Genomic DNA, 20300 nt, shown 5'->3' on the forward strand with positions numbered 1-20300 from the left:
GATATACAATTAGCATTTTTAATAATCAAATTTTTAATCCAGATTTATCCCAATCTTTATTAAAAATCTCTAAACCGAAGTCTGTTAGTGGATGATCTAATAATTGCTTGATAATTTTACTAGACATTGTAGCAACATCAGCCCCATACATACTAGCTTGATAAACATGGTTAGGGTTTCTTATAGATGCAGCAAGGATTTTTGTTTGATACTGATAATTATCATATACTTGTCTTATATCACTTATTAAACTAATACCATTTAGACCTATATCATCAAGTCTACCGATAAAAGGCGATATATAATATGCTCCGGCTTTTGCAGCGATAAGAGCCTGATTCACAGAAAAGCATAAGGTCATGTTCACTTTTTTTTCTTTATTTGAAAAATATTGGCACGCCTTAATACCATTCCATGTCATAGGTAATTTAATAACAATATTGCTGGATATTTCTAAAATTTTATTTCCTTGACTAATCATAGTATCAACATCATTTGCAACCACTTCAACACTAACATCGGAAGTTATTATCTTACATATTTCTGTAATAGTTGAGACAAAATCATCTTTTGTCTTAGACATTAAGGAAGGATTAGTAGTTATACCATCAATTATACCTAATTGATTAATTTCATCAATTTCTTTAATATCGGCACTATCTAAAAAAATTTGCATTTAATTTAACCTAGACAAAATTGAGTCAAGTTCTTCTAAATTACTATAGTGAAATATTAATTTTCCACCAATTGGGTAGTCTTCAATAGTTACTTTTATATTAAATCTTTCTGACAATGATTTAGCTAATAATTGTAGATCATTCTCTTTACTATTTTCTTTTAGAAATCTTTTCCCTACATGTCTATCATGTTCTGGGATTTTTGTATATTCATTTTTAGACCAATTTTTTACTATATCTTCAGTTTGTCGAACGCTTAAATCATTTCCAATAATATGGTTAGCTATTACCTCGGCCTGCTGATGATTAATTAGGCATCTTGCATGTCCCATAGTTAAAAGCCCTTCATTTATTTTATCTTTGATAGATTGTGGTAATTGATTTAGTCTTAATAAATTAGCTACATGACTACGACTCTTGCTAAGTTTTTCTGCTAATTTCTCTTGTGTATAACCAAACTCTTTTATTAACCGCTCAAATCCTTCTGATTCTTCTATAACAGATAATTCCTCTCTTTGAATATTTTCAATTAGTGCTATCTCTATAATTTCTTTATCCCCTATATCTTTTACAATAGCAGGAATATCGCTAAGCTTAGCTATTTTACAAGCACGCCAACGTCTCTCACCAGCTATAATTTTATATTTTCCATCACTGGTTGAATTAACAATGATCGGTTGCAATAAACCATTATTACTTATGGAGTCAGCTAATTCTTTTATTTTATCATATTCAAATTTTTTCCTTGGTTGATTATTCCTAGCTTCAATTTTATCAATATCTATAATTTTTACTAACTCATCTTTTTCTACAGTAAAAACCTCTTCTCCAAGCAAAGCCGATAACCCTTTGCCTAAACCTTTGTTTTTCATATATTTCTACCTAAAATCTCTTTTGTAAGTTCTATATAAGCAATAGAGCCAGTACATTTATGATCATAAATAATTGCTGGCTGGCCGTAAGATGGTGCCTCAGATAGTTTTACATTCCGTGGAATAACTGTCTTAAATACCAATCTTCCTAAGCATTTTCTAACATCATCCTCTACTTGCTCAGTTAATCGATTACGCTTATCATACATAGTAAATAAAATACCGGCAATTTTTATTTTTGGATTTAAATTCTTTTCTATAATTTCAATTGTTTTTAGTAAATGACTTAATCCTTCTAATGAATAAAAATCACACTGCATAGGGATTAATACATAATCACAAGCTACTAACGCATTAACTGTTAGTAGGTTAAGAGCAGGAGGACAATCTATAATAATATAATCATATTTACTGACCAACTTATTTAACAAATCCGATAATAAATATTCACGCTTTTTTATACTTAATAAATCCGATTCAGCACCGGATAAATTAGTGTTAGCTGTAATTAATTGTAAATTTGGAATATTCGTTTGTATTATGGCTTCTTCAATCGTTCTTAAACCAATTAATACCTGATAAATAGTAACTTTTCTATCTTGTTGGTTTATACCAAAACCAGTACTACTATTTCCTTGAGGATCTAAATCTATAACCAAGATTTTTTTATCCATTACAGATAAAGCTGTCGATAAATTTACAGTAGTTGTAGTTTTAGCAACTCCACCTTTTTGATTAACTATCGCAACTATTTTTGTCATATATGTTACTAATTTCTAGAATCTTACTATTATCAGAAGTCTCACTATCATACATAGAATGACAAAAAGACCATCTCTTTTTAGCAATTTCAATTTCTTTTTGATATTGCTCACCTTTAAATAATAAATACTTATTTCTTACATTAATATGTTGGGTATAAACAAATATTTTCTCTAACTGAGCACAGGCTCTAGAAGTTAATATATCACAATCTAATTTAACATTTTCTATTCGTTGATTAACCACATTGACTTTATTAGTAGAAATTTTAGAAGCTTGCAATAAAAAAATAGATTTTCTTACATCAGATTCTACTAAAGTAACATTTTTTATTCCAGCAATAGACAAAACTATCCCTGGAAATCCACCACCCGAACCAACATCTATTAAATGAATATTTTGGTTATTTATATACTTCATTAGCTGTAAAGAATCTAAAATATGTCTTACCCAAAACTCACGCTCGGTATTACAAGAAACGAGATTAATAGTTTTATTCCATTTTAATGTCAATGATTGATACTTCTTAAGGGCATCTAATATTTCACGTGGAACATTACGACAGTCATACATTAATGTTTATATCTTGTTTTTATATAAATTATAATTGCTATTAAAGCAGCTGAAGTAACTCCAGATATTCTTCTAGCTGCACCAATAGTCGCCGGTTTATGATAATGGAGCTTTTCTCTTACTTCTGTAGACAAGCTTGGTATTTTAAAGTAATCAATATTCTCATCTAATAATTCCAACTCTTCTTCTTTAAATAATTGAATATCTGCATTTTGTCTAATCAAATAAGAAGAATATCTTGATTCAATACAAAGATAATGAAGGATTTTTTTATTTAATGAAATAAGTTCTGGGAATATCTCTATTGTTTTATCAACACCAAAATTTGGTAGTCCTAGTAAATCAAAGGCTGTTTTATATGAACCATCTTGTGCAATAGACACACCCAAGTTAGCTAACTTAGTGGTTGTTAAAGAAATAGTTTTTACAATATTTTCTACCTTATGAATATCGTCACATTTCTTACTAAAAATCTCTTTGCGTAAATTGGATATAACACCAATATCTATGGCCATTTGAGTTAGCCTTAAATCTGCATTATCAGGCCTAACAGAAAGTCTATATTCAGATCTGGAAGTGAACATTCTATAAGGCTCCACTGTACCAAGGGTAATTAAATCATCAATCATAACACCAATATAAGCATCTGCTCTGGTCAAAATAAAATCTGATTGATTTTTTATCGATAAGGCTGCATTAATGCCAGCCATAATTCCTTGCCCCGCAGCTTCTTCATAGCCAGTGGTGCCATTAATTTGACCGGCAAAATACAAACCTTTAATTTTTTTTGTTTCTAACGTTACTTTTAATTCTCTTGGATCGACATAATCATATTCTATTGCATATCCTGGTTTTAACATAGTGGCATTTTTAAGACCAGGAATTGTTTTTAGCAATGCTAATTGTATATCTTCAGGCAACGATGTAGATATACCATTTGGGTATATAGTATGGTCGTCCAAGCCTTCAGGTTCTAAAAATATTTGATGACTTGCTTTAGAGAATCTAGTAACCTTATCCTCAATGGATGGACAATATCTTGGTCCTATACCCTTGATTTGTCCAGAATACATAGCTGATTTATCTAAATTATTCCTAATAATTTCGTGGGTTTGTTCAGTTGTTCTAGTAACGAAACAATTTATTTGCTTTATCTTAACAGAATTTGTAAGTTCGGAGAAAGGACGTGGCACGGTATCTCCAGCCTGCACTTCTACTTCGTTATAATCAATTGTTCTTCCATCTATTCTTGGAGGGGTACCAGTTTTTAACCTGCCAAGAGAAAAACCAAAAGATTTTAAAGTGTTAGATAAACCGTATGACGGCTTTTCACCTATTCTACCAGATGGGATTTTTTTAGTTCCTATGTGAATGAGCCCGGATAAAAATGTACCTGTAGTTAACACAACTTTTTGACACTCAATACACGTACCATTATCTAAGGTTAATGCCTTTACTCTAGAGTCGTGGACTTCAATATTTTCTACAGACGCACATAAAATTGTCAAATTTGGGTGATTTATCAAGACATTATGCATAGCTTTTTTATAAAGTTTTCTATCAGCTTGAGCTCTTGGTCCCCAAACTGCTGGTCCTTTACTTTCATTGAGCATTTTATAATGGATACCGGCTTGGTCTATAATTTTACCCATGAGTCCGTCAAGTGCATCTATTTCTTTTACTAAAGTGCCTTTTGCTACCCCACCTATTGCAGGATTGCAAGACATTTCACCAAGATTATCTAATTTGAGAGTAATTAAAAGAGTATCTACACCTAAACGTGCAGAAGCCGAAGCTGCCTCGCAACCAGCATGACCACCACCAATAACTACAACACTATATCTCATATAGACTATAATTATTCTACAATTTCTTTTTCAGTAAAAAATAATTTCACTTCTCTTTCTGCACTTTCTAAACTATCAGAACCATGGATACTATTAGCCTCAATATTCTCTGCAAAATCTTTTCGAATTGTGCCTAGTTCAGCATCATTTGGATTAGTAGCTCCCATTATTCTACGATTTTTTAAAACAGCGTTTTCCCCTTTAAGCACCTGCAAGACGACTGGACCAGAAATGATATATTCCACTAAACTATTAAAAAATGCCTTTGACCTATGTTCTGCATAGAAATTTTCTGCTTGATCTCTAGTTAAAATAGTCATTCTTTGAGCTACTATTTTTAGTCCAGTATTTTCTAAGTAAGAAATAATTTTACCAATTAGATTTCTTTTCGTAGCATCTGGCTTAATCATTGAAAATGTATATTCTTGAGTCACAGTAAACCTTTATTAATTTATTGTTAATATGTATATAAATTTATATATTTTTGGCAAGCAAATTCTGATAGCATGGTTAAAGTGGTACTTTATGCAATTTTTCTAGAACTATAATTCCAAGTTAAGGAAAAAAGTATTGCCCCCAAGAAAGCAGACAAGATAAAAAATAAAAAAACACCATTCCAACCTAAATTATCAGAAATCCAACCAACACATACCCCAGCCAATGCAGCACCAAGATAACCAAATAAGCCTGAAAGACCATTAGCTGTACCCACTGCTTGTTTATTAGTAAAATCTGCTGTAGCAACACCTATTAAGACCTGCGGTCCAGATACAAAAAAACCAGCCAAAGCAAGAATAATCATGCTAAATATTTCATACTCGTTTGGTATTTGCCAAAATAAAATAAGAGTAAAAGCCAAAACAAACATAAATACTGAACCAACTGGACCACGTCGTCCTTGAAATAGCTTGTCTGACATCCATCCAGCAACAACACCACCAATGAAACCTAAAATATCATAAGAAGCAACTTGTAGACCAGCTTGAGCAATAGTAACGTTTTTTAGTTCACATAAAAATACGGGTGCCCAAAAAATTACACCTGACCGTACAATATAAACAAACATATTAGCAAAACACACATACCACACCAACTTATTACAAAATACAATTTTTATTAGTTGACGCGTTAATAAATTATCACCATTGTTTCCAAGAGATATATCACATTCTTTATACTCTTCTACTATGGGCAAATTAACCTCATTGGGAGAATTACGTAATCTATTAAATAAAAATAACGATATTAATAATGCCACTATTCCAGGAATTATAAATGCTGCTTTCCAACCATAAACGTCTATTAAATAGCCACACACTATCATAGTAGTTGCTCCGCCAATTTGATTAGAAGTAGCCCCTAAAGACCATTTCATTCCTAATTCCTTAGAAGCGTACCAATAAGTCAACATACGTGTTGCAGGCGGCCACCCCATGGATTGAAACCAATTATTCAGAATCCATAAAAGACCCAGTAAGGTTATACTAGAAGCAAAACCCGATAACAATGTTATGATGCCTACAAGGACAAGACCAACCACCATAAATATACGAGCATTTGATCTATCGCTAAAGAATCCATTACACAACTTTCCTACACCATAAACTATAGAAGAGACTGTTAAAATCCAGCCAAGTTGAGTTTTTGTTACCTCAAAATGATCCATTAAAGCAGGCATTGCAATATTAAAATTCTGACGACAAAATATGAATGTTGAATAACCAATAATTATTGAATATAAAATTCTAATACGCCAGCTATTATACTTTCTAGCATAAGGAGGTCTTTCTTTGCAGGATGTACTTATCATCGTTTCCTTAGGTTATTACTTGCAAACATTTGAAGAGAGTATATATGCTTGTCAGGAAAAATGCCACAAGCTATTATGTATTTTGTATCTAAAACTTATTTTTTATCAAATGTACTTGAGATTTATTGCGAACTAGGTTAACCTTCTATAGAATCTAAGACAATAAAATTAATTCCAAACGACAATTATGACAAAATTATTAAGATTTTCTCTGTTTTTTGTTATACTCTTGCAATTATTATCATGCACTCCTGGTCCTCCTTACGAGATTAAAAGCCCTTGTGTGTCTGTTGAATCAACAGATTCTTCGAGTAGTGGTAACCCATGTGTTCGTAGACCGGTAAACTTAACTAGAGATATTGCCTAAAGGTTCGCTTTTATAGTAATGTACAAAATTAGTAGATTTTATAATTACCTAGTAGATTATATCTTGCCAGCAAGATGTTTGTCTTGTGCTGAAATGACTGCCACTAAAGGGGGATTTTGTCTAAATTGTTGGAAGAAATTTGACTTTATTACAAAACCTTACTGCAATATTTGTGGTTGTAGATTAGATATATCAATTTTAGATGATATGTGTTGTGCAAAATGCTTGCAATATAAACCACATTATAACATATCCCGTAGTTTAATTAAATTTAACGAGCATAGCAAGAAAATAATTCATGCTTTTAAATATCAAGACAAAACCATTCTTTCCAAAACTTTCAGCAAATTACTTTATATACAATATCACAGCGAATTTCAAGATATTGACCTGATTATTCCAGTTCCAATAAATAGATTCAAAAGATTGTTTAGAATGTATAATCCTGCTTTGATTATGGCTCAAGAAATCAGCAGACTACTAAAAAAAACCGGTAAGTCCTGACGTATTAATTATTAAGTCAAGATGGACCAAATCCCAAACTTTTTTATCTAAAAAAGAACGAGAAAAAACTTATCACATAGCCTTATATTCAATAAAAAATATCAAATTATAGACCAAAAAATATTATTAGTAGATGAGGTATTAACCACTGGCACTACCATTAACAAATGTGCTAAAATCTTAAAGGATTCCGGGGCTAAGAGTGTTTATGTTATGACAATTGCCATGACATAAATACTCTTATATCCCCATTTTGTACTCATTAAATTGAGGATAAGCTACTTAAAAATTCACTTTAACCTTCAAACTACCTTGGTGACCAATATATTTGCTGGCAATGTTAACATTATAGATAATACCACATTCCATCATATTATATTTCGCAGTGAAACCAGTACCAACAGTGAAGAAGGTCTCAACAGGTTTAACTGATTTAGTCGATAATGGTTCATTTATCCCATCTAACCTTGCATCAATAATTGGTGCTTTTCCTTTGAAGTCATGATTAACGTAACCATGCAATTCTGGTATTAACAGTACTTTGTTAGCCTTCAGGGTTGCCGCAGTTCTTAACCCCAAAATACCTTCAAATTTATTGTACGACCTTTTCTGAACAACTAGGTTTTGGAATTTTGTACAGTTTCCGTATAGCCAGCATCCTTAAATTGCGAATATCTGAACCCAATTATTGGGGTAATCATTAACTTTTCAGAAGCTATATAATTATACCCTGTAATACCAATTGCAATAATGAACACGGTGTATTTATCCAATCTCTATACATAATTGATTTTACTAAATCTACATTATGAGCAAGTTGATTCCAAGCGTAACAAGCCATAGTAACGATATCTTCATATACACCATAACATTGGTTAGACAAGAAATGATTTTTAATCCATTCCCAAACTTGTTCCATTGCATTAAGTTCCGGTGCATAGGGCGGAAGCGGTATCAAAGTGATATTGCTTGGCACAGTTAGTTTTTTGGCTGTGTGCCAACCTGCATTATCCGTTAGTAAAGCTATATGTCGGTTGCCTTGAATACTGCGAGAAAGCTCTTCTAAGAATTTATTCATTGCCTGTGTGTTTGCATATGGTAAAATTAATGCACAAGCTTCTCCTGTCTCATGGCAAGCAGCTCCGTAAATATATGTTGAAATAAATTGCTGTTGCCGAACTTTACGGGGTCTAGTGCCACGCTTAGCCCATATACGAGTTAAGCTACCTTGTTGCCCAACTCTAGTTTCATCCTGAGACCATATATCAACTTTACATCTATCGATATTTTTTGCTAATAATTTTGTTAACATGTCTGGAAAGTTTTTTTATATCTATTTTGAGTCTCTTGATTTGATTTTGGATGCATTGAACGAGAAGTAATCCAGCTAAAACCAAGGCGGTGCATAGTATTGTAGACTGTTTTTAAAGCACATTTAGCACCATATTCCTCAAGTAACATGATATGTAGCTCTTTTCCAGTTATATACCCACCAGTTTTACTTTCACTGAGCGTATTGATTTTATCAAAAATAGCAGATTCTTGTATAGTGTTAATCTTCCTAGGGGCACCGCTTCTTTGTGATTCAAATAATCCTTCAAAACCATGATTCCTAAATCTTCTGAGCGATGATTGCACAGTTTTCCAGTGTGACTTCACTATTTCAGATATGGCTTTAAAAGATTTGCCTAATTGAAGGTGATACATCGCCAATAAACGTATACGATTTCGACCATGCGGCTCATGTTTCATCATTTTTATAAAATCATGACCTTCAAAACCTTGCGGTAATATTAACCTAGCTATTTGAGTACCTATTTATCAGTTAAAAACCCATTTTTTAACACCGTGTTCATTATTGCAATTAGTATTAATAATTTTTATGAATGTTAATTATCTGCATGATAACATATTATTTAAATGTTATCACTAGCTATATTACTGATCCGCCTATTATTAATTTATTACATCGATGGTTGAGGTTATGTTATAATCTTCTGAAATCATCTAATTCTAATTAGGTATAGCTTGTTTAAGAAAATACTAAAAATAAAATTTGTTTTTGTAACTATTACATTGATTTTGCTGATCAGCGGAATCAATTTTTGTATATTTTACTTATTTGCACCTGGTTTACTTGCAGAAAGTAAAACTCTAATAATTAAGCCTAAGTTGTCGATTGATCAAATTACTACGATATTAAATGATAACAAAATCATAAAATATCCTTATTTATTTGCATTTCTTACAAAAATATATTCATTAAAACATCCTATCAAAAGTGGGGAATATACTTTTACTCAAAATATTTCTCCAATGCAAACTTTAAAAATATTGTCCAGTGGCAAATCGATTATTCATAAAATGATTATACCTGAGGGTATGCTTGTATATGAAATAATACAAAAGATTAATAATGAAGAACGCTTAATTGGTGAGATTCTAGGAACAATTCCTGAAGGATTTTTAATGCCATCTACTTATTTTTTTTCATATGGTGATCAAAAAGAGCAGATCATTGATAAAATGCGAAAATTAATGTCCCTGCATCTTGACAAAGTCATGGAAAAATTATCACCCAATTCCCCATTAAAAACCCGTCTTGACGTCTTAATTTTAGCGTCCATTGTGGAGAAGGAAGCTAGCTTAGACGCAGAAAAACCTTTGATTGCTGCTGTATTTCTAAATCGCCTTACCAAACATATGAAATTGCAAGCAGATCCAACGACGATTTATGCTATAACACTTGGGAAAGATAAACTAGCAAGGCGATTAACTAAAAAAGACTTAGCTATCCAATCATCCTATAATACATATTATGTCTTTAATTTACCACCTGGAGCTATTTCTTGTCCTGGAGTAAAATCTTTAGAAGCTGTAGTAAATCCTGCTAAAATTGATTCATTATATTTTGTCGTTAACATTATGGGAGGGCATAATTTTTCTAATAACCTTAACGATCACAATAAGTATGTTGAGATGTATCGCAAAAGTTTAAAGGAGCATTAAGTATGGACAATACTGAATTTGCCAAATTGGCTGAAAAAACAATATCTTTAATTGCCGATACGATTGAGGCAGAAGATAAGAATTGTCTTATCGATATTGATTTTCAAGGTGATATTCTAACCCTAACTACTAACCAAGGAGTATTTGTTATTAACAAACACTCAGCTGCTAAAGAAATTTGGTTATCTTCACCGATTAGTGGTCCTTACCATTTTTATTATGTTGCTGGTAAATGGAAATCAAAATCCTCTGATGATCTAGTTGTTATTTTAGAGCAGGAGTTAAAAATTAATATGCTAAATTGTAGCTATTAGTTGTTATCTTAGATTTAAGGAATAATGTTTAAGATTCATAATACCCTATTCGGGGTAAGAATTAGTTAATTCTTATTCCGAATTGGCTTTAATAGAAGGAAAAATGCATTCTTAAAAAGGTTTTGCGAATGCATTTTAAACCTTTCTGAAGCTAAAAACATGATTTTAAAATCAGATGTAGAGCCGTTTCAAATCTGATTGTTTCGATAATTTCACCGAATTTGGGATAAGAATTGATAAATTCTTATCCCAAATTCATGTATAATGTTATATTATTGTACTCTTTATTCAATTCTCTAATCACCCACATCCATATAATACAAATTATACCAAATATTATCATTAAGTATATAGAAATAGATTGATAAGTTGCACAAGGCAAAATAATAAATATTAAAGACTGGAGAAGGGCACTTGCTGACTTTCCAAGCTTAGTACCAATTACGTCGGCAGCTGCTTTACCTTTTGTCTTAAGTTCGGTATCTAGAGGAACATATGACATTTCTTTTGTAGAATCAAATAAAGTATATTTACTTGATTTACTTAGAACATTGTTGACTAGCCCCATGGTAATAGCAATCAAAGAAGGATCGGTTAGCATAAAGCTAACCACGATTATGGCAGAAAACCCATCAAAGTTAGATACTGAGAAAAATAGCATGCCAGTTATAAAGACCATTATTGGCGTTATACTTGCTGCTGTAAACCAGCCCAACCTTCTTACAATATTAGAGCCGAGAATAACAAATAAAATGGTAAATATGCCAGTAATACTTAGATAACTGCCAACAAAAGCAGCAAATTCCGTCGGTGTTTTATAAATCTTTGAAGCTGACGCTTTCCAAGGTCCTTCGACTAAATTTATAGCTATACCATAACAAACAAGTAGTGTAGCAATTAATCTAATATATCTTGAAGAAATAATCATTTTAAAACTTTCTATAATAGTCATGGATTGTCTCTTGACAGAAAATTGTAGTTTTTCTACCTGAACTTTATCTAATATTTTATGGTTTAGTACCCAAAAAGTTGCTAATGCTACTACACCTAATACCAATACACAGCCTAATATAATTTGTACTGAAAGTTCAGTCTCTGTATGTTGTAGGTCAAACCTTTTAATTAAAGATTGATTTAAATAAGCTAAATTTTCTAGAAACTTTCCTGATATATAAAGTCCTGTTTGAGCAAAAAGTCCAAATAAAGGATAGAATCTTTTCGATTGTTCCACCGAGGTTATATTATTAACAAATTGCCAAAAAAGTAACGCAAATATCACGCTCGGCCATAATTCCGCTATAATATAAAACAGGGAGAAACTCCAATTAGATAAAAGTAATATAAACCATTTCAAATTGGGATAAGACTTTATTAAAATGCCGGCATGCTCATTACTCAAATGTAATGCTAGATGATTAGGAAAAATATAAAAGGCAAATAAGGCAAAAAATAGTAGAAAAACTGACAATATAAGGTAAAATATATACTCCCCTTTTATGTTATTTACTAATTTCACATAGATTATTGACAGCAGGAATGCCGAAGGTAGAACCCCCCAAAATTTAAGAAATGATACAGTTTCAGTACCAATCATAGTATTAATAAGACTATCTTTTAAGGCTCTGATAATATTTTGTATAAATAAAATACAGAACATCAACAATGTTACACTTAGAAACTTAGATAATTCACGCCTTTCGATAGGAAAGACATATTCTGACAATCTATTTGTTAGTTTTGAGGTGGGGGATGTGTTGCGAGTTATAGAGAGATACGAAAAAATTCTAGAAATGACTGCCATATAAGGTCTAACCTACTTATTTATTGGCTAGGGCTACATATTAAAGCTTATTGTCTTTAGTGTCAAGAAGAATAAGCACGAATTTGAGCAGGGTAATTAAAAATTATAGTCAATAGTTGATATAAACATAAGTTTAACCGCTCCTGATATCATTCTTATACTAAAAGCGGGAATCCATAATATCTAATAGTCTTTGCAGGTTATTTTTTGGATTCCCGCTTTTAGCTAGGAATGATCGTTTTTGCCTAAAACCTTCTAGAGTTAGCTATACGTGACTACGGCTCATCCATGCTACTTTCAAAAAATAATTTTTGGAAAGCAGCGAAGAATTGATACTAATATTAGATCTCTTGCAGAATTCGCTTCTGCTAGGGAATTTGTAGGAGGACCGGAACGCAGAACCGTAACGTACTTCAAACGTACGTGAGGATTCGACTACCGTACCGACGCACAAATTACCAGCAGAAGCGAATTCTGCAAGAGGTCTTTATTTTTATTACTGTTCTACCTGCGTTGTTGTATTACCTACTAAAGATATATCTTGAATCTCTTCTAGTGGTATTGTTATTATTAACAAGTTAGTATCTACTGAGCAATCAATATTTTCGTTCTTACTGCCAAAACTTTTATATGCTTTGCATGCAGCAATCCCGACAATAATAACACAACCATTAGCTGCACCACCTATGCTTAACATTATTGTTTCACTATCCTGATTGTGAGAAGTTGATTTTTCAGGAGTAGTATGTTTAGGAGTAGTAGTAGTATTTTCTAATGTATAATACCAATTGCAATAACTAACGCAGTGGTCTAAGATGGGTTTTTAACTGATAAAAGGTACTCAAATGGCTAGGTTAATATTACCACAAGGTTTTCATGGTCATGATTTTATAAAAATGATGAAACATGAGCCGCATGGTCGAAATCGTATACGTTTATTGGCGATGTATCACCTTCAATTAGGCAAATCTTTTAAAGCCATATCTGAAATAGTGAAGTCACACTGGAAAACCATGCAATCATGGCTCAGAAGATTTAGGAATCATGGTTTTGAAGAATTATTTGAATCACAAAGAAGCGGTGCCCCTAGGAAGATTAACACTATACAAGAATCTGCTCTTTTTGATAAAATCAATACGCTCAGTAAAAGTAAAACTGGTGGGTATATAACTGGAAAAGAGCTACATATCATGTTACTTGAGGAATATGGTGCTAAATGTGCTTTAAAAACAGTCTACAATACTATGCACCGCCTTGGTTTTAGCTGGATTACTTCTCGTTCAATGCATCCAAAATCAAATCAAGAGACTCAAAATAGATATAAAAAAACTTTCCAGACATGTTAACAAAATTATTAGCAAAAAATATCGATAGATGTAAAGTTGATATATGGTCTCAGGATGAAACTAGAGTTGGGCAACAAGGTAGCTTAACTCGTATATGGGCTAAGCGTGGCACTAGACCCCGTAAAGTTCGGCAACAGCAATTTATTTCAACATATATTTACGGAGCTGCTTGCCATGAGACAGGAGAAGCTTGTGCATTAATTTTACCATATGCAAACACACAGGCAATGAATAAATTCTTAGAAGAGCTTTCTCGCAGTATTCAAGGCAACCGACATATAGCTTTACTAACGGATAATGCAGGTTGGCACACAGCCAAAAAACTAACTGTGCCAAGCAATATCACTTTGATACCGCTTCCGCCCTATGCACCGGAACTTAATGCAATGGAACAAGTTTGGGAATGGATTAAAAATCATTTCTTGTCTAACCAATGTTATGGTGTATATGAAGATATCGTTACTATGGCTTGTTACGCTTGGAATCAACTTGCTCATAATGTAGATTTAGTAAAATCAATTATGTATAGAGATTGGATAAATACACCGTGTTAATTATTGCAATTGGTATAACCAGCATTTGTGTAACCCTCACTTATTGTACGTTTTGCAATATAATGTGCTGACAGATTATCTTTATCATCTATCGAGTTAGGACGAATCATAGAAAGAGTTGTCAATAACAGAATATCTTTAGCTGTATATAACTTAAGAGGCTCTACTTCTTTAGAAAGAGGTTTATCTTGTTTTAAAAAATTATGTTCCCGGTAATGATTAGCCCAGTTTCCCTGATTATGTTTGTTACGTCCCATATTTTTTCCTCCTTGTACATTAACAAATTTGTTGCGTTCAACTACTTTAGATAAAGTATCAATTAATATCAAGTAAAATTATTATATTTAATAGCTAATATTCTAAATATAATAGCATATTAAAAATTACTATATTATTTGGTGTTAAAAAGATTATTTCAGTATCTTTATGATTGACTAAATAGGATTATTATAGTGTATATTAAATTTTGCTAGATTTCACGTTTAGCAAAAAATATATAAAAACATTTTAGGAGTATATGATGATAAAAAAAAATAGATTAATTACTCCTATAATAGGATTACTATTACTAAGTTCAAATAGCTTAGCAAGTACAACAGCTGCAAAATCAAATGCCAATAAAACTAATATTAGTAGTAGTGGCACTAATGATGAATTACAAAAAATTGAGAGTGATTTCAAGTCTTATGCTGCGGGAATTTCAGCAGAACTAAGAGAAGAAATAACAAAATATAGAATAGAAGTGGCTAAAATTAATGGTCAAAAACGTGAATTATATAAAAAAATCTCACAAGAAGCTCAAAACTATCTTGCCAAAGAACGAGACTATAAAAAAAGAATACTATCCTTAAGCAAAAATTCAGCTAAAAACTAAGAGGATACTAGCTCTATTGAGAAAAAATCTGACAAAAAAGATTTGCCTAAATAATGCTTTATGAACAATTTCAGCAGAATATTGAAAAGCTAGTTGATAGACCTCACCTGAGGTCTATCGCATTGGCTATTTCAGGTGGTTCTGATTCCATAGCCCTTTTAATGTTAACACATAAATGGGCTAGCACTAATAGTATTAAGCTAGTAGTGATGTTAGTTAATCATCATTTACGAGAGCAGGCTAAGTTGGAGCATGAGTATGTACGAGACTTAAGCCATAAATTGGGACATAGATATCACCAGCTTCATTTCAATCACCAAAATAATTTTTCTAATTTACAAGCAAGGGCTAGAGAAGGTCGTTATAAATTAATGACTGATTTATGTAGCAAATTAGATATATTGACAATTTTAACAGCACATCACTTGGATGATTATATAGAGAATTATTGTCTAAGATCAGAAAAAAAAAGTAGTATATTTGGACTTAGTAGCAGCAATATTAATTGGTATAATAATGTTAAAATAGTGAGACCATTGTTTAACATTCCAAAACAACAGTTAATTGCATATTTAGTTACCAATAATGTAAAATGGTTTGAAGATGAATCTAATAAATCTGACAAATATCAACGAAATATCATTAGAAAAAAGCTATCCCTAGAAGGAGAATATATAAAGAATCAAATAACTTCTCAACAATCTAGAATTAACCAAGTAGTAGAAGAGAAATGGCAACCGGAATTGATTGCTTGCATCGCAGAATCAGTAAAAATTTATGATTTTGGTTTTGCTACTGTAAATTTATTAAAATTTGCAGAATTTTCTAGTGCAATAACACTACAGGTAATCAGTTTTGTACTTATCATTATTAGCGGTAAGAACCGCACCAGTAGATCAGGCTCAATAAGCATGATAACAGAACTATTACAACAAAAAATAGACTTTATTAAGACACTCCATGGTTGCGTGATTAAAAAAATTAGTAATAATCTAATAATTTACCGAGAATTTGGTAGGAATTTACCTATAGATATTAGACTTAATAATGTAGATGCATGGGATGGTAGATTTCATTTCTATATCAATAGACCTCTTGTAGAATTCGCTCTAGCTCAGGAATTTGTAGGATATCCGGAACGCAGAACCACATCATACTCAAATGCATGTGAGGATTCGAGTACTGCACCGACGTCCAAATTACCAGCAGAAGTAGAATTATACAAGAAGTCTAATAATTCAGGCTATTTGATCAGTAACCTAACGATCAAGGATTATAGTAAAATAAGGCAAGATTTAGATTTTAAAATACTAAAAGACACAAGTTTTAACAATCATATAGCTATTTTATTCACCCTACCAGTAGTCAAGATACTTGAAAAAGTTATAGCCATACCCCATATATCGTATTATAATGACCAAGGTTTGAGAAGAAGGCTTAGTGTTTCTTTCTCTCCCAATTTTATGTCGCGTTTTACACATTTCTGTTAGGTGAGTAGTAGATGAATAATCAAAGTAAGAATGTTCTAATTTGGGTGTCGGTTTTTGTTTTAATGATACTTGTTTTTCATGCATTTCAAAATGATGGTTTTATTGGAGGAAGAAGTAATATCGCTTTTTCAGATTTTTTAACCAAAATGGATGAAAAAGCAATTAGTGCTGTTAAAATTCAGGGTAGAATGATTGAGGGAACTCTAAGCGATGGATCTTCTTTTTCGACTTATGCTGCTGACTATCCAGATCTAATAAATCGCCTAAATAGCAATTCGGTTCATATTGAAATAGTGCCACCTGATACAAAAATGAACTTGTTGTTTAACATATTTGTTTCGTGGTTTCCAATGATTCTTTTGATAGGTGGGTGGGTGTTTTTCATGCGTCAAATGCAAGGTGGAGGAAAAGCCATGGGTTTTGGTAAATCTAAAGCTAAGCTAGTTTCAGACAAAGGCCCAAAAATTACTTTTAAAGATGTTGCTGGAATTAACGAAGCTAAAGAAGAATTAACTGAAATTGTTGATTTCCTTAGAGACCCAAGTAAATTCCAAAAACTTGGTGGTAAAATTCCAAAGGGATGTTTACTTATAGGATCACCTGGAACAGGTAAAACTCTCCTAGCAAAAGCTATAGCCGGCGAGGCAAATGTCCCATTCTTTAGTATATCTGGCTCTGATTTTGTTGAAATGTTCGTTGGCGTTGGTGCTAGCCGTGTCCGTGATATGTTTGAACAAGGTAAACGCAATGCTCCTTGTATAATTTTTATTGACGAAATAGATGCAGTAGGTCGCCACAGAGGTATTGGTATGGGTGGTGGCAACGATGAACGTGAACAAACACTAAATCAAATGCTGGTCGAAATGGATGGGTTTGAGGATAATGAAGGGGTAGTTATTATTGCTGCAACTAACAGACCGGATGTATTGGATCCAGCGTTGCTAAGACCTGGGAGATTTGATCGCCAAATTACTGTTCCTAATCCAGATATTGATGGTAGAGAACAAATTTTACAAGTACATTTGAAGAAAATAAAATGTGCCTCAAATATAGTTGCTAGAATCATAGCTAGAGGAACTCCTGGATCTTCAGGAGCAGATCTTGCTAATCTTGTCAATGAATCTGCATTAATTGCTGCTCGCAAGGGTAAAAAAGAAGTAAGTATGACAGATTTAGAAGAGGCAAAAGATAAAGTGTTAATGGGTGTAGAAAGACGTTCTATGGTTATGTCAGATGAGCAGAAAAAACTAACTGCTTATCATGAGGGAGGGCATGCATTGGTTGGGTTGTATTGTCCTGCTTCTGATCCAATTCATAAAGCAACTATTATTCCAAGAGGTAGGTCACTTGGAATGGTTATGCGACTTCCTGAAAATGATCGTTTTTCTATGCCACGTGATAAAATGGAAGCTGACATAGCGGTGGCAATGGCTGGCAGGGTAGCTGAGGAGCTTATTTTTGGCAGAGATAAAGTGACTTCTGGGGCTTCTTCAGATATTAAAATGGCAACCCAAATGGCTAGAGCTATGGTAACGGATTGGGGGTTAAGTGATGCAATAGGACCAGTATATCATGGTTCGAGTAATGAAGATCTATATACTAGTGGTAGGGGAGCAGGTCATACTTCTGTACATACAGCAGAATTAATTGATACAGAAGTAAGAAAAATTATTGAAAAAGGTTATGATTTTGCCAAAAATATATTAACTACACATATTGATCAACTTCATTTGTTAGCTAAATTATTGATTGAACATGAGACATTGTCTGGTCAGCAAATTAAAAACTTGCTGAGTGATAGAACAATGAATTCAGAAGAGGAAAATTTATTTCCAATAAAAAATGACTATGGTGGTACTGTAAAAGTTAAGAAACTAAATCAGAAAAGAACAGCTGGGTAATTTAAAAGTCGTGGTTACGGTAAAGAAGTGTGCTTGATGTCACCCCACAACTGTTGAAAGTTAAAAATCGTCTATTAGCGAAGCACTGTTGTAAGTCTTAAACCGTCATTGCGAGGAGTCGCTGCAAGCGGCATTGCTCTGAAATATAGTTAGAATTTTAGATAAGGAATAAACATGGCAGAACTTAGATTACCACCTAATTCTAAAGTCCGTAAGGGTACTACATATAAACATTCTGGAGAAGCGGTTAAGTTACGTAATATCAGAATTTATAGATATAACCCAAATTCTGAAGAAAACCCTAGAATTGATATTTATGAGTTAGATCTATGCAAAACAGGTCCAATGGTTCTAGATGCCTTAATTAAAATAAAAAATGAAATAGATTCTACATTGACTTTTAGGCGTTCTTGTCGTGAAGGAATTTGTGGTAGCTGTGCGATGAATATAGATGGAACTAACACACTTGCTTGCATTAAGGCTATTGAAGAAATTCGTGGTGATGTCAAGATATATCCTCTACCGCACATGAAGGTAGTAAAAGATTTAGTACCTGATATGTCGCATTTCTATGCTCAATATGAATCGATAGAACCTTGGCTAAAAACTGACAGTCCGCCACCTTCCAATACTGAAAGATTGCAGTCTCTTAAGGATAGAGAAAAACTGGATGGTTTATATGAATGCATATTATGTGCGTGTTGTTCTACCTCTTGCCCAAGTTATTGGTGGAATGGTGATAAATATTTAGGACCTGCGATTTTACTACAAGCATATCGGTGGATTGCTGATTCTAGGGATGAGTATACTGGAGAACGTTTAGATGCTTTAGAAGATCCATTTAAATTATATCGTTGTCATACGATTATGAACTGTACAAAGACTTGTCCGAAAGGTTTAAATCCAGCTAAAGCTATTGCAGAGATAAAAAGCCAAATAATAGAACGTCACGGAGTGTAAAGCGAATAGACTTACTTAACCTAAGTTCTATATAGCATTATGTATACTCGATGAAAATCAAGAATTGCGTTGTCGTCTTCAGGGATCTTCGGTGCTCACGTCTAATGTACGCTACGCCGCTCGACCCTTTGACTCCTAGCACTTCATGATTTTACTCTTCATCTATTAACTCTTCATTTACGAGCAGTATATATACTCTTCTGCTTTGAAGAATTGTTTTTTGAAAATATCATGAATTCGCATGCTTACCATTTATTTTTTAATCTAATTCTTTAAAGCATTTATAGATAAAAATCACTCTACATGATAATTTTTAATAAAATTAAACTTATAATTTTTTTTATGCAAAATATCAACTAACTGACTTAAATTTTCTTTGCCATTAAATTGGTCTTGAAACATTTCATCATGCATAAGTAAAATTAATTGATTAGGTAAGGCAGTATCATTTCTGTTAAATTTATCTTCTATCTCTTGCACTAATTCATCTAAGGATTGAATTGGCTTGCCATGCTGATTATGAGTCCATTCTAAATCCCAGCCATATAGATAGAAGCCATTTTTATATATTCCATCATCATCTATTCTTTCTACTTTATCTTCTTCTTTTAAAATATATGGATCATCTTTACTTAGGTT

The 20300-nt window shown here is 32.6% G+C and carries 24 protein-coding genes and 1 pseudogene; 11 read left to right on the forward strand and 14 right to left on the reverse strand.

Features of this window, described 5'->3' with window-relative positions; translation table 11 throughout:
* Positions 1-25: 25 nt before the first annotated feature.
* The 7 genes from fsa to ACFE3K_RS07180 form a co-directional block, all read right to left on the reverse strand.
* On the reverse strand, positions 26-676 hold the full coding sequence (gene fsa, locus ACFE3K_RS07150; RefSeq protein ID WP_375358797.1) for a fructose-6-phosphate aldolase: 651 nt from the start codon (positions 674-676) through the stop codon (positions 26-28).
* Positions 677-1549, reverse strand: a complete 873-nt coding sequence (locus ACFE3K_RS07155) for a ParB/RepB/Spo0J family partition protein (protein WP_375358798.1) — start codon at positions 1547-1549, stop codon at positions 677-679.
* Positions 1546-2310, reverse strand: coding sequence for a ParA family protein (locus ACFE3K_RS07160; protein ID WP_342259746.1), 765 nt, complete (start codon positions 2308-2310; stop codon positions 1546-1548). Before ACFE3K_RS07160 ends, ACFE3K_RS07155 begins: the two co-directional genes overlap by 4 nt.
* The gene (gene rsmG, locus ACFE3K_RS07165; RefSeq protein ID WP_342259747.1) at positions 2285-2884 is read right to left on the reverse strand and encodes a 16S rRNA (guanine(527)-N(7))-methyltransferase RsmG; all 600 of its coding nucleotides are present in this window, start codon (positions 2882-2884) and stop codon (positions 2285-2287) included. Before rsmG ends, ACFE3K_RS07160 begins: the two co-directional genes overlap by 26 nt.
* The gene (mnmG, locus tag ACFE3K_RS07170) at positions 2884-4731 is read right to left on the reverse strand and encodes a tRNA uridine-5-carboxymethylaminomethyl(34) synthesis enzyme MnmG (RefSeq protein WP_375358799.1); all 1848 of its coding nucleotides are present in this window, start codon (positions 4729-4731) and stop codon (positions 2884-2886) included. The genes rsmG and mnmG overlap by 1 nt, the downstream gene beginning before the upstream one ends.
* Positions 4732-4742: 11 nt before the next feature.
* Positions 4743-5165 carry a nucleoside-diphosphate kinase gene (gene ndk, locus ACFE3K_RS07175; protein WP_341748383.1) on the reverse strand — a complete coding sequence of 141 codons (423 nt, stop codon included), beginning with the start codon at positions 5163-5165 and terminating at the stop codon, positions 4743-4745.
* 89 nt (positions 5166-5254) lie between these two features.
* Positions 5255-6541, reverse strand: coding sequence for an MFS transporter (locus ACFE3K_RS07180; RefSeq protein WP_375358800.1), 1287 nt, complete (start codon positions 6539-6541; stop codon positions 5255-5257).
* Positions 6542-6728: 187 nt separating this feature from the next.
* On the opposite strand from ACFE3K_RS07180, the gene ACFE3K_RS07185 reads away from it, so the two are divergent.
* From ACFE3K_RS07185 to ACFE3K_RS07195, 3 genes are all read left to right on the forward strand, one after another.
* Complete coding sequence (locus ACFE3K_RS07185; RefSeq protein WP_341748385.1) at positions 6729-6908, forward strand: DUF2706 domain-containing protein; 180 nt, start codon at positions 6729-6731, stop codon at positions 6906-6908.
* Between the two features lie 18 nt (positions 6909-6926).
* Positions 6927-7412, forward strand: coding sequence for a ComF family protein (locus ACFE3K_RS07190; protein ID WP_375358801.1), 486 nt, complete (start codon positions 6927-6929; stop codon positions 7410-7412).
* An 84-nt stretch (positions 7413-7496) separates the two neighbouring features.
* Complete coding sequence (locus tag ACFE3K_RS07195) at positions 7497-7646, forward strand: ComF family protein (RefSeq protein ID WP_375359518.1); 150 nt, start codon at positions 7497-7499, stop codon at positions 7644-7646.
* 48 nt (positions 7647-7694) lie between these two features.
* Here the strand turns inward: ACFE3K_RS07195 and ACFE3K_RS07200 are convergent.
* The 3 genes and pseudogenes from ACFE3K_RS07200 to ACFE3K_RS07210 form a co-directional block, all read right to left on the reverse strand.
* Positions 7695-8027, reverse strand: a pseudogene (locus tag ACFE3K_RS07200) (autotransporter domain-containing protein); the annotation flags it as partial.
* Positions 8028-8127: 100 nt separating this feature from the next.
* Positions 8128-8724, reverse strand: a complete 597-nt coding sequence (locus tag ACFE3K_RS07205) for an IS630 family transposase (RefSeq protein ID WP_375358802.1) — start codon at positions 8722-8724, stop codon at positions 8128-8130.
* Positions 8718-9167 (reverse strand): helix-turn-helix domain-containing protein, encoded by a 450-nt coding sequence (locus tag ACFE3K_RS07210; RefSeq protein WP_375358562.1) that lies wholly within the window; start codon positions 9165-9167, stop codon positions 8718-8720. Before ACFE3K_RS07210 ends, ACFE3K_RS07205 begins: the two co-directional genes overlap by 7 nt.
* A 285-nt stretch (positions 9168-9452) precedes the next feature.
* On the opposite strand from ACFE3K_RS07210, the gene mltG reads away from it, so the two are divergent.
* Together mltG and cyaY are read left to right on the forward strand one after the other, a co-directional pair.
* Positions 9453-10421 (forward strand): endolytic transglycosylase MltG, encoded by a 969-nt coding sequence (gene mltG / locus ACFE3K_RS07215; RefSeq protein ID WP_375359519.1) that lies wholly within the window; start codon positions 9453-9455, stop codon positions 10419-10421.
* 2 nt (positions 10422-10423) lie between these two features.
* Positions 10424-10735, forward strand: a complete 312-nt coding sequence (cyaY, locus tag ACFE3K_RS07220; RefSeq protein WP_341751403.1) for an iron donor protein CyaY — start codon at positions 10424-10426, stop codon at positions 10733-10735.
* 244 nt (positions 10736-10979) lie between these two features.
* Here the strand turns inward: cyaY and ACFE3K_RS07225 are convergent, their stop codons facing one another.
* A complete protein-coding gene (locus ACFE3K_RS07225; RefSeq protein WP_375358803.1) occupies positions 10980-12536 on the reverse strand; it encodes an Npt1/Npt2 family nucleotide transporter in 1557 nt (518 codons plus the stop codon).
* A gap of 496 nt (positions 12537-13032) precedes the next feature.
* Positions 13033-13233, reverse strand: a complete 201-nt coding sequence (locus ACFE3K_RS07230; protein WP_375358804.1) for a hypothetical protein — start codon at positions 13231-13233, stop codon at positions 13033-13035.
* A 148-nt stretch (positions 13234-13381) separates the two neighbouring features.
* Here ACFE3K_RS07230 and ACFE3K_RS07235 point away from each other — a divergent pair, with 148 nt between their 5' ends.
* A complete protein-coding gene (locus ACFE3K_RS07235; RefSeq protein WP_375358766.1) occupies positions 13382-13882 on the forward strand; it encodes a helix-turn-helix domain-containing protein in 501 nt (166 codons plus the stop codon).
* Positions 13876-14436, forward strand: a complete 561-nt coding sequence (locus ACFE3K_RS07240) for an IS630 family transposase (RefSeq protein ID WP_375358342.1) — start codon at positions 13876-13878, stop codon at positions 14434-14436. The genes ACFE3K_RS07235 and ACFE3K_RS07240 overlap by 7 nt, the downstream gene beginning before the upstream one ends.
* Here ACFE3K_RS07240 and ACFE3K_RS07245 read toward each other — a convergent pair.
* Positions 14433-14765: a hypothetical protein gene (locus ACFE3K_RS07245; protein WP_375358805.1), complete on the reverse strand. Its 333-nt coding sequence runs from the start codon at positions 14763-14765 to the stop codon at positions 14433-14435. The genes ACFE3K_RS07240 and ACFE3K_RS07245 overlap by 4 nt on opposite strands.
* A 188-nt stretch (positions 14766-14953) precedes the next feature.
* On the opposite strand from ACFE3K_RS07245, the gene ACFE3K_RS07250 reads away from it, so the two are divergent.
* The 4 genes from ACFE3K_RS07250 (at position 14954) to ACFE3K_RS07265 (ending at position 19661) form a co-directional block, all read left to right on the forward strand.
* Entirely contained in the window at positions 14954-15310 is a 357-nt protein-coding gene (locus ACFE3K_RS07250) for a hypothetical protein (RefSeq protein ID WP_375358806.1), read from the forward strand.
* 53 nt (positions 15311-15363) lie between these two features.
* Positions 15364-16800, forward strand: a complete 1437-nt coding sequence (tilS, locus tag ACFE3K_RS07255; RefSeq protein WP_375358807.1) for a tRNA lysidine(34) synthetase TilS — start codon at positions 15364-15366, stop codon at positions 16798-16800.
* 11 nt (positions 16801-16811) lie between these two features.
* A complete protein-coding gene (gene ftsH, locus ACFE3K_RS07260) occupies positions 16812-18701 on the forward strand; it encodes an ATP-dependent zinc metalloprotease FtsH (RefSeq protein WP_375358808.1) in 1890 nt (629 codons plus the stop codon).
* 174 nt (positions 18702-18875) lie between these two features.
* Positions 18876-19661, forward strand: coding sequence for a succinate dehydrogenase iron-sulfur subunit (locus ACFE3K_RS07265; protein WP_375358809.1), 786 nt, complete (start codon positions 18876-18878; stop codon positions 19659-19661).
* Between the two features lie 294 nt (positions 19662-19955).
* Here ACFE3K_RS07265 and ACFE3K_RS07270 read toward each other — a convergent pair whose 3' ends face one another.
* Positions 19956-20141: a hypothetical protein gene (locus tag ACFE3K_RS07270; RefSeq protein ID WP_375358810.1), complete on the reverse strand. Its 186-nt coding sequence runs from the start codon at positions 20139-20141 to the stop codon at positions 19956-19958.
* Between the last annotated feature and the right edge of the window lie 159 nt (positions 20142-20300).

Origin of the sequence: Candidatus Tisiphia endosymbiont of Neophilaenus lineatus, from assembly GCF_964264975.1 — a bacterium.
In the GTDB taxonomy this organism is placed as follows: Bacteria; Pseudomonadota; Alphaproteobacteria; order Rickettsiales; family Rickettsiaceae; genus Tisiphia.

What these genes read in the sequence shown, in the direction of transcription:
- ACFE3K_RS07190 (WP_375358801.1), top strand. Translation starts at nt 6,927, where the DNA reads ATGTACAAAATTAGTAGATTTTATAATTACCTAGTAGATTATATCTTG.
- fsa (WP_375358797.1), bottom strand. Translation starts at nt 676, where the DNA reads ATGCAAATTTTTTTAGATAGTGCCGATATTAAAGAAATTGATGAAATT.
- ACFE3K_RS07180 (WP_375358800.1), bottom strand. Translation starts at nt 6,541, where the DNA reads ATGATAAGTACATCCTGCAAAGAAAGACCTCCTTATGCTAGAAAGTAT.
- ACFE3K_RS07230 (WP_375358804.1), bottom strand. Translation starts at nt 13,233, where the DNA reads ATGTTAAGCATAGGTGGTGCAGCTAATGGTTGTGTTATTATTGTCGGG.
- mnmG (WP_375358799.1), bottom strand. Translation starts at nt 4,731, where the DNA reads ATGAGATATAGTGTTGTAGTTATTGGTGGTGGTCATGCTGGTTGCGAG.
- ACFE3K_RS07155 (WP_375358798.1), bottom strand. Translation starts at nt 1,549, where the DNA reads ATGAAAAACAAAGGTTTAGGCAAAGGGTTATCGGCTTTGCTTGGAGAA.
- cyaY (WP_341751403.1), top strand. Translation starts at nt 10,424, where the DNA reads ATGGACAATACTGAATTTGCCAAATTGGCTGAAAAAACAATATCTTTA.
- ACFE3K_RS07205 (WP_375358802.1), bottom strand. Translation starts at nt 8,724, where the DNA reads ATGTTAACAAAATTATTAGCAAAAAATATCGATAGATGTAAAGTTGAT.
- rsmG (WP_342259747.1), bottom strand. Translation starts at nt 2,884, where the DNA reads ATGTATGACTGTCGTAATGTTCCACGTGAAATATTAGATGCCCTTAAG.
- ACFE3K_RS07185 (WP_341748385.1), top strand. Translation starts at nt 6,729, where the DNA reads ATGACAAAATTATTAAGATTTTCTCTGTTTTTTGTTATACTCTTGCAA.
- ACFE3K_RS07265 (WP_375358809.1), top strand. Translation starts at nt 18,876, where the DNA reads ATGGCAGAACTTAGATTACCACCTAATTCTAAAGTCCGTAAGGGTACT.
- ACFE3K_RS07210 (WP_375358562.1), bottom strand. Translation starts at nt 9,167, where the DNA reads ATGATGAAACATGAGCCGCATGGTCGAAATCGTATACGTTTATTGGCG.
- ACFE3K_RS07160 (WP_342259746.1), bottom strand. Translation starts at nt 2,310, where the DNA reads ATGACAAAAATAGTTGCGATAGTTAATCAAAAAGGTGGAGTTGCTAAA.
- ACFE3K_RS07250 (WP_375358806.1), top strand. Translation starts at nt 14,954, where the DNA reads ATGATGATAAAAAAAAATAGATTAATTACTCCTATAATAGGATTACTA.
- ACFE3K_RS07235 (WP_375358766.1), top strand. Translation starts at nt 13,382, where the DNA reads ATGGCTAGGTTAATATTACCACAAGGTTTTCATGGTCATGATTTTATA.
- tilS (WP_375358807.1), top strand. Translation starts at nt 15,364, where the DNA reads ATGCTTTATGAACAATTTCAGCAGAATATTGAAAAGCTAGTTGATAGA.
- ftsH (WP_375358808.1), top strand. Translation starts at nt 16,812, where the DNA reads ATGAATAATCAAAGTAAGAATGTTCTAATTTGGGTGTCGGTTTTTGTT.
- ACFE3K_RS07240 (WP_375358342.1), top strand. Translation starts at nt 13,876, where the DNA reads ATGTTAACAAAATTATTAGCAAAAAATATCGATAGATGTAAAGTTGAT.
- ACFE3K_RS07225 (WP_375358803.1), bottom strand. Translation starts at nt 12,536, where the DNA reads ATGGCAGTCATTTCTAGAATTTTTTCGTATCTCTCTATAACTCGCAAC.